Below are 12400 nucleotides of genomic sequence, written 5' to 3'. Positions count from 1 at the left end.
TCGGCACTGTTCGCCGTGAGCGCGGTGAACGAAGGAACTGTCGAATGCCGGATCAACAGGAAACTGCGCACCATCCCAGCCGCCGGCCCGCTGTCCATGGCCGACGCGGGCAACTGGCTGTCCGCCTTCTGGCTGGCCGTCATCTGCCGCGACCAGGAACGGATGACCCTGCTCAGCGAAATCCCGTTGGAGCGACTGCGGTCACCCCAAGGGCAGTACGACGAATACATCTACCACTGGGTCGACACCCTCCAGACCTGGTGGCTCCGTGGCCCCGGCCTCGCCGACAAACTGATCGCCACCATCGAGGCATCCGACCCGACCGTGGCACAGATCACCCCCCGAGACCTCATGGACGGCGTCCTCTACCCGCCCATCAACCTTTTCTACCACTACGTCCGCAAGGACGAGGCCGGCTTCGCCCCCGCCCTCGCCGACGCGCTCAAACTCCACAAGGCGTACTGGACCCTGACCGAGGACCGCACCACAGACATCAACGGCAGCATCGCCCTGGGCCCCCTCGCCATCGCCTGCCTCGCACACGACGCCGACTTCCCCCTCGACATCGAATCCGACTACCTCCCCAAGCACCTCCTCCAGCGCACCTGGATCGGCGAATTCCCCACATGACACCCTTGACGGACAACCGCGCTATTCGCCGGGACGCCCGAAGAGTTCCGCTCCCGAACGCAGCGCGGCGACCATGTCGGCCCGGTTCGCGGGTCCGCTCGCCTCGCGGCCCGTGATCACGGCGCGGGGAAGGTAGTCGCTCTCCACGGCAGGGGTCCAGCCCCGGCGGCGGTGGGCCAGGGCGGCGAGCGCCAGGGGGGTGAGCGGCAGGAGGGAGCGGGGGTGGGTGCTGACCTCGCCGAACGACCTGTACGTCAGCAGTAGCCGGCCCAACGCCGCGTCGAACGCCTCCCCGTCCCCCGCCGCAAGGGCGCGCAGCGCAAGAAGGGCGAGGTAATCGGGGCGGCCCCCGACGTCGCTCCCCAGTTCGGCGACGAACGCCCGGATCCGGGCGAGCCCGCCGTCGATCGCCGCGAGCACCTGCTCCTCCGTGGGCGGGTAGTCCGCGTCTTCGTCGTCGCCCAGGTCCCCCAGGACGTACGCCATGAGGCCCTCGGCGAGCGCGTCGACGGGGAAGCGGGCCTCCTCCCGAGAGTTCCGCGCGTGGTAGAACGCCTCCCGGTGGCGCTCGACCGTACCCGTGAGCACCGCCAGGCAGAAGGCGTCGAGCCAGTCGAACGTGCCAAGGGAAACATGGCTTCCGTCCGCACCCGCGTCGTAGGACACCCCGAAGTTCACGTAGTCCAGGGAGACCGTGAAGGGGTGGCCGGGGAAGTACGCGGCGAAGGCTACGGCGCCGGTCGCCGCCTGTTCCGCGGCGCGGAGGACGGCCTCCGCCTGCGGGGTGTCAAGGGCGGGGTGACTGACGGACAGCGCACCGAGATGGTCGAGGAACTCCCCCGCCAGCAGGGACCAGTCGTTCGCGGTCATCCGCTCCGAGGACAGACTCCGCACCAGCCCGCCAATCCGCCCCTCGAATCCGTCCCGAGCAGCCGAGACGCGTGCCTCGTCGATTACATGCCGCTCGATGTGCACAGCTCCACCGTTTCGTCTCGCTCGTGTCCGGCCGGGCGCAGGTCGCGCATCACCCTACCTACCGACCGTCCCCGCGTGCTCAGCATCACCCTGGACAGCCCCGTGACCGCCGGGTAACTTTTAACCATGGCTGAGCAAGCGCTTAGCCATGCTCCGGAAGACGTAACACCGGAAGACGTAGCACCAGAAGTCGCAGCAGACGTAGCCGACCAGGGAGGCACCCCGTGCGCCGTACGGTATTCAACGAGGACCACGAGGCGTTCCGGGAGACCATCCGGGCCTTCATCGCGGCCGAGGTCGTGCCCGTGTACGACGAGTGGTTCGCCGCCGGGCAGGCGCCGCGGGACTTCTACCTCAAGCTCGGCGAGCTGGGCGTCTTCGGGATCACCGTGGACGAGGAGTACGAGGGCGCGGGCATCGACTCGCACAAGTACGAGGCCGTCATCACCGAGGAGGCCGCCCGGGCCGGCGTCTCCTTCGGCGGCTCCGGCGTGCACACGCTGCTCGGCCTGCCGTACATCAAGATGCTCGCCACCGACGAGCAGAAGAAGCGCTGGCTGCCGAAGTTCGTCACCGGCGAGGAGATGTGGGCCCTCGCGATGACCGAGCCGGGCACCGGGTCGGACGTCGCGGGCATGAAGACCACCGCGAAGCTCTCCGAGGACGGCACGCACTACGTCCTCAACGGCGCCAAGACGTTCATCACCGGCGGCGTCCACGCCGACCGCGTCATCGTCTGCGCCCGCACCTCCGCCCCGCGCGAGGACGACCGCCGCTTCGGCATCTCGCTGTTCGCCGTGGACACCAAGTCCGAGGGCTACTCCGTCGGCCGCAAGCTCGACAAGCTGGGCCTGAAGGTCTCCGACACCGCCGAGCTGGCCTTCGTGGACGTCAAGGTGCCCGCCGAGGACCTGCTCGGCGAGGAGAACAAGGGCTTCGGCTACCTCGGCACCAACCTGGCCTCCGAGCGCTGGGGCATCGCCTTCGGCGCGTACGCCCAGGCCGCCGCCGCCGTGCGGTTCGCCAAGGAGTACGTCCAGGAGCGCACCGTCTTCGGCAAGACCGTCGCCTCGTTCCAGAACACCAAGTTCGAGCTGGCCGCCTGCCAGGCCGAGGTGGACGCGGCCCAGGCCGTCGCCGACCGCGCCCTGGAGGCACTGGACGCCGGTGAGCTGACCGCCGCCGAGGCCGCCTCCGCGAAGCTGTTCTGCACCGAGGTCGCGCACCGCGTGATCGACCGCTGCCTCCAGCTGCACGGCGGCTACGGCTTCATGAACGAGTACCCGATCGCCCGCCTGTACGCGGACAACCGCGTCAACCGCATCTACGGCGGCACCAGCGAGGTCATGAAGTCGATCATCGCCAAGTCCATGGGCCTGTAGGGACCGCCTGCCTTCCATGAGTACCGCACTCGATTCCCTGCTCGATCTGCTCGACCTGGAGCGGATCGAGCAGGACATCTTCCGGGGCACCAGCCGCTCGGCGGTCGTGCCCCGGGTCTTCGGCGGACAGGTCGCGGCCCAGGCGCTCGTCGCCGCGGGCCGCACCGTCCCATCAGACAGTTCCCCAAGCTCTCGAATGGACGCGAGCAGGGGAGACCCCCTTGCCCACTCGCTGCACGCGTACTTCCTGCGCATGGGCGACCCGGGCGCGCCGATCGTCTACACCGTGGACCGCATCCGCGACGGCCGCTCCTTCGCCACCCGCCGGGTCGTCGCCGTCCAGCACGGGCAGCCGATCTTCCACCTCTCCGCGTCCTTCCAGACGTACGAGGACGGCTTGGAGCACCAGGCAAACATGCCGTCCGCCCCCGACCCGGAGACGCTGCCCACCGCCGCCGAGATGCTGCCGCGCTACGCCGACCGGTTCAGCGACCCGGGCATGGTGGACCGGCTGGTCGAGGCGCGGGCCGCCGTCGATCTGCGGTACGTGGACGCGCCGCCGTTCGCCACGGTGGGCCGGCCCCGCGAGCCCAGGTCGCAGGTGTGGTTCCGTACCAACGGCAAGCTCGCCGACGACCCGCTGCTGCACGTCTGCATGGCCACGTACGTCTCCGACATGACGCTGCTCGACTCCGTGCTGCTCGCCCACGGGCGCGGCGGCTGGGCGGTCGGGGACGTCGTCGGGGCCAGCCTGGACCACGCGATGTGGTTCCACCGGCCGTTCCGGGCCGACGAGTGGCTGCTGTACGACCAGGAGTCGCCGTCCGCGTCCGGCGGGCGCGGCCTCGGCCAGGCCCGTATCTACACGCAAGACGGCCGCCTCGCGATCACCGTCATCCAGGAGGGCGTGGTCCGGGTCCCCCGGTGACCGGCCGCGCGTCGGACATGAGCGGGCCGGGCGCGGACATACTCACCGGCATGACTGACGCGAAAAGCAGTGGCGGGGGGTCCACGTTCACCGTCGTCGTCGCGGCGCTGGCCAATCTCGGCATCGCCGTGGCGAAGGCGGTCGCCGGGCTGATCAGCGGGTCGAGCGCGATGCTCTCCGAGGCGGCCCACTCCGTCGCCGACACCGTCACCGAGGTCCTGCTGCTCACCGCGCTCAAGCGCAGCGAGAAGCCGGCCGACGACGACCACCCGTTGGGGTACGGCCCCGAGCGGTACATCTGGGCGCTGCTGGCGTCCGTCGCGACCTTCGTCGGCGGCGCGGTCTTCTCGATCTACGACGGGGTGCACACCCTGCTCGCGGGCGAGGACCTGGGCGATCCGCTGATCTCGTACGTCGTGCTCGTCGTCGCCTTCCTCCTTGAGGGCTTCTCGCTGCGGACCGGGCTCAGGCAGGTCCGCCAGGAGGCCGAGGAACTGGGCGCGCCCGCCCGGCACTACTTCCGGCGCACCCCGGACACCGCCGTCAAGGCCGTCGTGATGGAGGACTCGGCGGCCCTGCTCGGCCTGCTGCTCGCGGCGGGCGGGCTGCTCGGCGGCCAGCTGACCGGGTCCGGGGTGTGGGACGGCATCGCCTCACTGCTCATCGGTGTGCTGCTGGTGTACGTGGCATGGGTGCTCGGCAAGTCCAACGTCCAGCTGCTGATCGGGCGGCCGGTGTCGGTGCCGATGCGGGAGGGCATCCGGGAGGAGCTGCTCGGCGTCGACCACCTCATCTCCGTACTGGAGCTGACCACGCTCATCCAGGGGCCGGACGAGATCCTGGTCGCCGCGAAGGTCGACTTCCGGGACACCGTCACCGCCGAACAGGTCGAGACCGCCTGCGAGGAGGCCGAGCGCCGGCTGCGGCAGCGGTACGCGTCCATCAAGCGGGTCTACCTGGACCCCACATCGGGCCGCGAGGCGCGCCGCCGGGCCCGCGCGGCCGAGGGGGAGGGCTCCTGAAGCCCGCGCCTCAGAAAGCCCGGTCCTCGGAAAGCCCGAGCCTCAGAGCAGCCCCGCCGCGTCCAGCAGGTAGTCCGTCATCGGGTCGTAGAAGCGCGGGTCCAGGACGTGGTCGTCCAGCGGGATCGCGACCTGGAGGGTGCCCTCGGACTCGCCGAGGAACAGCGCGGGGTCGTTGCAGTCCGCGTAGCCGATGGCGTCCAGGCCGCGCTGCGCCGCGCATCCGGCCCAGCCGTGGTCGGCGACGACGAGGTCGGGCAGCGGGCGGCCCTCGCGTTCCAGGCCGTCGAGGATGGCGGCCATCGGGGCCGGGGAGTGGGTGTGCCAGAGCGTCGCGCCGCGCTCCTGGACGGCGACGTCCGCGAACTGGAAGACCATGCCCTCGTCGGCCATCAGCCCGCCCGGGATCCGTACGATCTCGCAGCCGGCCGCCCGCAGCGCCTGCGCGGTCTGGCGGTGGACGTCGAGCAGGCCGCCGGGGTGGCCGGTGGCGAAGAGGACCCGCTCGGCGCCCTCGACGGCCTTGCGGAGCCGGGCGGCGGCCCGTTCCAGGGCGTCGACGGTCAGCTCGGGGTCGATGGTGTCCTGCCCGAACCGGTGCTCCGGATCGTCGCTGACCCCGCACCGCTCGGCCATCACGGCCAGCACGTCCTGCTCGTCGCGCCACCGGTCGCCCAGCTCCAGGCCCAGCCAGTAGTGCCGGTCCCCGTTGGCCAGGCTGCGGTAGTGGGCCAGGTTGTTGTCGCGCGGGGTGGCGACGTCCCCCGCGATGCGCGTACGGACGAGGTGTTCGACGAGGGCGGCGCGGCTGGGTATCGGCATGGGGCCATTGTGCCGTGACGCGTGCGCGGCGTCCCGGCGGTCCGGAGGGCGGTCAGCCCGCCTCCCGCTCCCCCGCCGCCGCGAAGGCCCCCCGGGCCAGCCGGTGCAGCAGCGCCGCCGTCTCGGTGCGCCCGGGCAGCGCGCCGGGCCGGCCGAGGTGCGGGGTGGAGTTCAGCAGGCCGAAGACCGCGTGGACGGCGGCGCGGGCCTCGTGTTCGGGCAGGTCCGGGTAGAGGTCGCGGACGACGGCGACCCACACCTCGACGTACTGCCGCTGGAGCCGGCGCACCCGCTTGCGGTCGGTGTCCCGCAGGCGGTCCAGCTCCCGGTCGTGCAGGGTGATCAGGGGGCGGTCGTCGAGGGCGAAGTCGATGTGGCCCTCGATGAGCGCGTCCAGCAGGGCCTCGGGCGATCCGTCGGCGGAGGCGGCGTCCTCGGACACCCGGAGCTCCCCGCCGGCCAGCAGCCGTTCGCTGATCCCGACGAGGAGCTCGGCGAGCATCGCGTCCTTGCCGGGGAAGTGCCGGTAGAGGCCGGGGCCGCTGATGCCGACGGCGGCCCCTATCTCGTCTACGCCGACACCGTGGAAGCCGCGCTCGGCGAAGAGCCGGGCGGCCTCCCGGAGGATCTGCTCGCGGCGGGTGGTGGCCGCGACGCGGGCGGCGGCATGGGTGCTCATGAGCAGCCATTCTAGACAGGCGGGTTAGCGCTCGTTAACCTGTGATCACGTTAACGCTCATTAACACGGTGGCGTTGGCGATCGGAACGGCGCGGTACGGGCAAGGGGGCTCGACACGATGCAGCAGGCACCGGTGCTGACGAGCGCGGCGGATCCCGCCTCGGCGGCCTGGCAGGCCAACGAGGCGGCGCATCACGCGCTCGCCGACGAGCTGCGCAAGCGGCTCGCCACGGCCAGGCTCGGCGGAGGTGAGAGGGCCCGCGCCCGGCATGTGGCGCGCGGCAAGCTGCTGCCCAGGGAGCGGGTGGACACCCTGCTCGATCCGGGCTCGCCCTTCCTGGAGCTGGCCCCGCTGGCGGCCGAGGGGCTCTACGGGGGCGCGGCGCCGGCCGCCGGGGTGATCGCCGGGATCGGCCGGGTCAGCGGCCGGGAGTGCGTGGTCGTCGCCAACGACGCGACCGTCAAGGGCGGCACGTACTACCCGATGACCGTGAAGAAGCACCTCCGGGCCCAGGAGGTGGCGCTGGAGAATCGTCTCCCCTGCCTGTACCTCGTGGACTCGGGCGGCGCCTTCCTGCCGATGCAGGACGAGGTCTTCCCGGACCGCGAGCACTTCGGCCGGATCTTCTACAACCAGGCCCGGATGTCGGGGGCCGGCATCCCGCAGATCGCGGCGGTGCTCGGCTCCTGCACGGCCGGCGGGGCGTACGTCCCGGCGATGAGCGACGAGGCCGTCATCGTCCGGAACCAGGGCACGATCTTCCTGGGCGGCCCGCCGCTGGTGAAGGCCGCCACCGGCGAGGTGGTCACGGCCGAGGAGCTGGGCGGCGGCGAGGTGCACTCCCGTACGTCGGGCGTCACCGACCACCTCGCGGAGGACGACGCGCACGCGCTGCGGATCGTCCGGAACATCGTCGCCACGCTGCCGGACCGGGGCGCGCTGCCCTGGTCGGTGCGGCCCGTCGAGGAGCCGAAGGTGGACCCGGCCGGGCTCTACGGAGCGGTCCCGGTCGACTCGCGTACGCCGTACGACGTGCGCGAGGTGATCGCCCGGGTGGTGGACGGCTCGCGGTTCGCCGAGTTCAAGGCGGAGTACGGCACGACGCTGATCACCGGCTTCGCGCACCTCCACGGCCACCCGGTCGGGATCGTCGCCAACAACGGCATCCTGTTCTCCGAGTCCGCCCAGAAGGGCGCGCACTTCATCGAGCTGTGCGACCAGCGCGGCATCCCGCTGGTCTTCCTGCAGAACATCTCGGGCTTCATGGTCGGCCGGGACTACGAGGCCGGCGGCATCGCCAAGCACGGCGCGAAGATGGTCACCGCCGTCGCCTGCGCCCGGGTCCCGAAGCTGACCGTGGTCGTCGGCGGCTCCTACGGCGCGGGCAACTACTCCATGTGCGGCCGGGCCTACAGCCCCCGGTTCCTGTGGATGTGGCCCAACGCGAAGATCTCCGTCATGGGCGGCGAGCAGGCCGCCTCCGTCCTCGCCACGGTCAAGCGCGACCAGCTGGGCGACGACTGGAGCGCCGAGGACGAGGAAGCCTTCAAGGCCCCGATCCGCGAGCAGTACGAGACCCAGGGCAGCGCGTACTACGCCACCGCCCGACTCTGGGACGACGGGGTGATCGACCCGCTGGAGACCCGGCAGGTGCTGGGGCTCGCCCTGACCGCGTGCGCCAACGCGCCCTTGGGCGACGCCGGCTTCGGCGTCTTCCGGATGTGAGGAAGAGATGACGATGTTCGACACGGTCCTCGTCGCCAACCGCGGCGAGATCGCGGTCCGGGTCATCCGGACCCTGCGCGAGCTGGGTGTCCGCTCGGTCGCCGTCTTCAGCGACGCGGACGCGGACGCGCGGCACGTACGGGAGGCCGACACGGCGGTACGGATCGGCCCCGCGCCCGCCTCCGAGAGCTACCTCAGCGCCGACCGCCTCCTGGAGGCCGCCCGCCGCACCGGCGCGCAGGCCGTCCACCCCGGCTACGGCTTCCTCGCGGAGAACGCGGCGTTCGCCCGGGCGTGCACGGAGGCGGGGCTCGTCTTCATCGGGCCGCCCGCCACCGCGATCTCGCTGATGGGCGACAAGATCCGGGCCAAGGAGACGGTCGCCGCGGCGGGCGTCCCCGTCGTCCCCGGCTCCTCCGGGAGCGGGCTGAGCGACGCCGAGCTGGCGGAGGCGGCGGCCGGGATCGGCATGCCCGTGCTGCTGAAGCCCTCGGCGGGCGGCGGCGGCAAGGGCATGCGGCTGGTCCGGGACGCGGCGCCGCTCGCGGACGAGATCGCGGCGGCCCGGCGCGAGGCCCGCGCCTCCTTCGGCGACGACACGCTGCTGGTGGAGCGGTGGATCGACCGGCCGCGCCACATCGAGATCCAGGTCCTGGCCGACTCCCACGGCAACGTGGTGCACCTGGGCGAGCGCGAGTGCTCGCTCCAGCGCCGCCACCAGAAGATCATCGAGGAGGCCCCGTCCGTCCTGCTGGACGCGGCGACCCGGGCCGCGATGGGCGAGGCGGCCGTCCAGGCGGCCCGCTCCTGCGGGTACGTCGGCGCGGGCACGGTGGAGTTCATCGTCCCGGGCAGCGACCCGTCCTCGTACTACTTCATGGAGATGAACACCCGCCTCCAGGTCGAGCACCCGGTGACCGAGCTGATCACCGGACTCGACCTGGTGGAGTGGCAGCTGCGGGTCGCGGCCGGTGAGCCGCTGCCGTACGGGCAGGACGCGATCACGCTCACCGGGCACGCCGTGGAGGCCCGGGTCTGCGCCGAGGACCCGGCCCGCGGCTTCCTGCCCTCCGGCGGCACCGTGCTGGCGCTGCACGAGCCGCAGGGCGGCGGGGTCCGCACCGACTCCGGGCTCGCCGAGGGCGGTGAGGTCGGCAGCCTGTACGACCCGATGCTGTCCAAGGTCATCGCGTACGGCCCCGACCGGGCGACCGCCCTGCGCCGGCTGCGGGTGGCCCTCGCGGACACCGTGGTCCTCGGCGTCCCCACCAACGCGGGCTTCCTGCGCCGGCTGCTGGCCCACCCGGCCGTGGTGGCGGGCGAGCTGGACACCGGCCTGGTGGAGCGCGAGGTGGCCGCGCTGGTCCCGGACGGCGTGCCGGAGGAGGTGTACGCGGCGGCCGCGCTGCTGCGGCAGCACACCGCGTCCGCCGCCGCCCGCCCCGCGCCCGGCACCTGGGCCGACCCGTTCTCGGCGGGCACCGGCTGGCGGCTCGGCGGCGCCCCGGCCCGGACGGTGCTCGACTTCCACATCCCGGGCCACGACCCGGTCCAGGTGGGCCTGCGCCCGTGCGGCGGCGGGGACACGGAGCTGACGTTCGGCCATGTCGGCGAGGGCACGAGCCCGCCCGCCCCGGAATCGGGGTCCTGCGGACCGCTGGGACCGCTGCCCGGTACGGCGGAGAAGGCCAGGACCCTCGCGGCCGGCGACGGCCGGATCGCGTTCGAACTCGCCGGGGTCACCCATGTGTTCGCGTACGCGGTCTCCCCGGAGGGGCACTGGCTCGGCCGGGACGGCGACAGCTGGCACGTCCGGGACCACGACCCGGTCCAGGCGTCGCTGACCGGCGCCGCCCGCTCCGGTGCGGACACGCTCGCCGCGCCCATGCCCGGGACGGTGACCGTGGTGAAGGTGGCCGTCGGGGACGAGGTCGCCGCCGGGCAGAGCCTGCTGGTGGTGGAGGCGATGAAGATGGAGCACGTCATCTCCGCGCCGCACGCCGGCACCGTCACCGAACTCGACGTGACCGCCGGGTCCACGGTGGCCATGGACCAGGTGCTCGCCGTGGTCGTGCCCGCCGCCGGAGCCGGGGAGGACGCGTGACCGCCGACGCCCGCGCCCTGCCGATGACCGTGCCCGCCGAGGGGCTGCCCGCCCGGGTCCGCATCCACGAGGTCGGCGCCCGCGACGGCCTCCAGAACGAGAAGGAGGTCGTCCCGACCGAGGTGAAGGCGGAGTTCATCCGCCGGCTCGCGGTCGCCGGGCTGACCACCATCGAGGCCACCAGCTTCGTGCACCCCAAGTGGGTGCCCCAGCTCGCCGACGCCGAGCGGCTGTTCCCGATGCTCGGGGACATCGCGGACGTCGGTGACGTGGCGCTGCCGGTCCTCGTGCCGAACGAACGCGGGCTGGACCGGGCGCTGGCGCTCGGGGCCCGCGGGATCGCGGTGTTCGGCTCCGCCACGGAGACGTTCGCCGCGCGCAACCTCAACCGCACGGTGGACGAGTCGCTGGCCATGTTCGCGCCGGTGGTGGCCCGGGCGAAGGCGGAGTCGGTGCACGTGCGCGGCTATCTGTCGATGTGCTTCGGCGACCCCTGGGAGGGGGCCGTGCCGGTCGCGCGGGTCGTCCGGGTCGCGAAGGCGCTGAGGGACCTCGGCTGCGACGAGCTGTCCCTCGGCGACACCATCGGCGTCGCCACCCCCGGCCACGTGACCGCGCTGCTGACCGGGCTCAACGAGGCCGGGGTGGCCACCGACGTGATCGGGGTGCACTTCCACGACACGTACGGGCAGGCCCTGTCCAACACCCTCGCCGCGCTCCGGCACGGCGTCTCCACGGTCGACGCGTCGGCCGGCGGCCTCGGCGGCTGCCCGTACGCGAAGAGCGCGACCGGAAACCTCGCCACCGAGGATCTCGTGTGGATGCTCGACGGCCTCGGCATCGAAACCGGGGTCGACCTCGGCGAGCTCACCGCCACCAGCGTGTGGCTCGCCGGACACCTGGGCCGACCCAGCCCTTCCCGCACCGTGCGTGCCCTGTCCCACAAGGAGTGAACGTCCGCATGTCCCTGGACCACCGGCTGACCGCCGAGCACGAGGAACTCCGCCGCACCGTCGAGGAGTTCGCCCATGACGTCGTCGCCCCGAAGATCGGCGACTTCTACGAGCGGCACGAGTTCCCGTACGAGATCGTGCGCGAGATGGGACGGATGGGCCTGTTCGGGCTGCCGTTCCCGGAGGAGTACGGCGGGATGGGCGGCGACTACCTCGCGCTCGGCATCGCCCTGGAGGAGCTGGCCCGGGTCGACTCCTCGGTGGCGATCACGCTGGAGGCGGGCGTCTCGCTGGGCGCGATGCCGGTGTACCGCTTCGGCACCGAGGAGCAGAAGCGGCGGTGGCTGCCGAAGCTCTGCTCGGGCGAGGCGCTGGGCGCGTTCGGCCTGACCGAGCCGGACGGCGGTTCGGACGCGGGCGGCACCCGGACGACCGCCGTGCGCGACGAGGCGACGGGCGAGTGGGTGATCAACGGCTCCAAGTGCTTCATCACCAACTCCGGTACGGACATCACCGAGTTGGTGACCGTCACGGCGGTGACCGGCCGCAAGGAGAACGGCGCCCCGCTGATCTCCTCGATCATCGTCCCCTCCGGCACCCCCGGCTTCACGGTGGCCGCCCCCTACTCCAAGGTCGGCTGGAACGCCTCGGACACCCGCGAGCTGTCCTTCGCCGACGTCCGCGTCCCGCTGGAGAACCTGCTCGGCGAGGAGGGCCGGGGGTACGCGCAGTTCCTGCGCATCCTGGACGAGGGCCGCATCGCCATCGCGGCGCTCTCGACGGGCCTGGCGCAGGGCTGTGTGGACGAGTCGGTGAAGTACGCCGCCGAGCGGCACGCCTTCGGGAAGCCGATCGGCGCCAACCAGGCCATCCAGTTCAAGATCGCCGACATGGAGATGCGGGCGCACATGGCCCGCATCGGCTGGCGGGACGCGGCCTCCAGGCTGCTGGCGGAGGAGCCGTTCAAGAAGGAGGCGGCCATCGCCAAGCTGTACTCCTCGACGGTGGCCGTGGACAACGCCCGCGAGGCGACCCAGATCCACGGCGGCTACGGCTTCATGAACGAGTACCCGGTGGCCCGGATGTGGCGCGACTCCAAGATCCTGGAGATCGGCGAGGGCACGAGCGAGGTCCAGCGCATGCTGATCGCACGGGAGTTGGGGCTGCACGCCTGACCCG

At 72.2% G+C, this 12400-nt stretch carries 11 protein-coding genes; 8 read left to right on the top strand and 3 right to left on the bottom strand.

Going from position 1 to position 12400, the window contains the following annotated elements; genetic code table 11:
* Window positions 1–6: 6 nt before the first annotated feature.
* Complete coding sequence (locus OG867_RS21410) at window positions 7–630, top strand: immunity 49 family protein (protein WP_406291103.1); 624 nt, start codon at window positions 7–9, stop codon at window positions 628–630.
* 21 nt (window positions 631–651) lie between these two features.
* Here OG867_RS21410 and OG867_RS21405 read toward each other — a convergent pair whose 3' ends face one another.
* Window positions 652–1500, bottom strand: a complete 849-nt coding sequence (locus OG867_RS21405; protein WP_406287585.1) for an Imm49 family immunity protein — start codon at window positions 1498–1500, stop codon at window positions 652–654.
* A 329-nt stretch (window positions 1501–1829) separates the two neighbouring features.
* Between OG867_RS21405 and OG867_RS21400 the strand changes: the two genes are divergently transcribed.
* Genes OG867_RS21400 through OG867_RS21390 form a run of 3 tightly spaced genes read left to right on the top strand, consistent with a single transcriptional unit; the run spans window position 1830 to window position 4937 of the window.
* The gene (locus OG867_RS21400; RefSeq protein ID WP_406287583.1) at window positions 1830–2987 is read left to right on the top strand and encodes an acyl-CoA dehydrogenase family protein; all 1158 of its coding nucleotides are present in this window, start codon (window positions 1830–1832) and stop codon (window positions 2985–2987) included.
* Between the two features lie 16 nt (window positions 2988–3003).
* On the top strand, window positions 3004–3915 hold the full coding sequence (locus OG867_RS21395) for an acyl-CoA thioesterase (RefSeq protein ID WP_406287581.1): 912 nt from the start codon (window positions 3004–3006) through the stop codon (window positions 3913–3915).
* A gap of 50 nt (window positions 3916–3965) precedes the next feature.
* On the top strand, window positions 3966–4937 hold the full coding sequence (locus tag OG867_RS21390) for a cation diffusion facilitator family transporter (RefSeq protein WP_406287578.1): 972 nt from the start codon (window positions 3966–3968) through the stop codon (window positions 4935–4937).
* A 42-nt stretch (window positions 4938–4979) separates the two neighbouring features.
* Here OG867_RS21390 and OG867_RS21385 read toward each other — a convergent pair whose 3' ends face one another.
* Together OG867_RS21385 and OG867_RS21380 are read right to left on the bottom strand one after the other, a co-directional pair.
* Entirely contained in the window at window positions 4980–5759 is a 780-nt protein-coding gene (locus OG867_RS21385; protein WP_018106322.1) for a phosphatase, read from the bottom strand.
* A 52-nt stretch (window positions 5760–5811) separates the two neighbouring features.
* Window positions 5812–6438 (bottom strand): TetR/AcrR family transcriptional regulator, encoded by a 627-nt coding sequence (locus OG867_RS21380; RefSeq protein WP_328900265.1) that lies wholly within the window; start codon window positions 6436–6438, stop codon window positions 5812–5814.
* 118 nt (window positions 6439–6556) lie between these two features.
* Between OG867_RS21380 and OG867_RS21375 the strand changes: the two genes are divergently transcribed.
* From OG867_RS21375 to OG867_RS21360, 4 genes are read left to right on the top strand one after another with little or no spacing between them, the layout of a single operon-like run.
* Window positions 6557–8164, top strand: coding sequence for a carboxyl transferase domain-containing protein (locus OG867_RS21375; RefSeq protein ID WP_328900266.1), 1608 nt, complete (start codon window positions 6557–6559; stop codon window positions 8162–8164).
* Window positions 8165–8171: 7 nt separating this feature from the next.
* Window positions 8172–10268, top strand: coding sequence for an acetyl/propionyl/methylcrotonyl-CoA carboxylase subunit alpha (locus OG867_RS21370; protein ID WP_406287573.1), 2097 nt, complete (start codon window positions 8172–8174; stop codon window positions 10266–10268).
* A 23-nt stretch (window positions 10269–10291) separates the two neighbouring features.
* Window positions 10292–11221: a hydroxymethylglutaryl-CoA lyase gene (locus OG867_RS21365; protein ID WP_406291101.1), complete on the top strand. Its 930-nt coding sequence runs from the start codon at window positions 10292–10294 to the stop codon at window positions 11219–11221.
* Between the two features lie 8 nt (window positions 11222–11229).
* Entirely contained in the window at window positions 11230–12396 is a 1167-nt protein-coding gene (locus OG867_RS21360; RefSeq protein WP_406287571.1) for an acyl-CoA dehydrogenase family protein, read from the top strand.
* Window positions 12397–12400 lie beyond the last annotated feature (4 nt).

Source organism: Streptomyces sp. NBC_00209 (genome assembly GCF_045206345.1).
GTDB lineage: Bacteria > Actinomycetota > Actinomycetes > Streptomycetales > Streptomycetaceae > Streptomyces.
Note: the sequence above shows the minus strand (reverse complement) of the source record. Positions and strands in the feature narration are given on the sequence as shown.

Coding starts and splice junctions, on each gene's coding strand:
- OG867_RS21405 (WP_406287585.1), bottom strand. CDS start 1,500: ATGACCGCGAACGACTGGTCCCTGCTGGCGGGGGAGTTCCTCGACCAT.
- OG867_RS21395 (WP_406287581.1), top strand. CDS start 3,004: ATGAGTACCGCACTCGATTCCCTGCTCGATCTGCTCGACCTGGAGCGG.
- OG867_RS21390 (WP_406287578.1), top strand. CDS start 3,966: ATGACTGACGCGAAAAGCAGTGGCGGGGGGTCCACGTTCACCGTCGTC.
- OG867_RS21385 (WP_018106322.1), bottom strand. CDS start 5,759: ATGCCGATACCCAGCCGCGCCGCCCTCGTCGAACACCTCGTCCGTACG.
- OG867_RS21380 (WP_328900265.1), bottom strand. CDS start 6,438: ATGAGCACCCATGCCGCCGCCCGCGTCGCGGCCACCACCCGCCGCGAG.
- OG867_RS21375 (WP_328900266.1), top strand. CDS start 6,557: ATGCAGCAGGCACCGGTGCTGACGAGCGCGGCGGATCCCGCCTCGGCG.
- OG867_RS21370 (WP_406287573.1), top strand. CDS start 8,172: ATGACGATGTTCGACACGGTCCTCGTCGCCAACCGCGGCGAGATCGCG.
- OG867_RS21365 (WP_406291101.1), top strand. CDS start 10,292: ATGACCGTGCCCGCCGAGGGGCTGCCCGCCCGGGTCCGCATCCACGAG.
- OG867_RS21360 (WP_406287571.1), top strand. CDS start 11,230: ATGTCCCTGGACCACCGGCTGACCGCCGAGCACGAGGAACTCCGCCGC.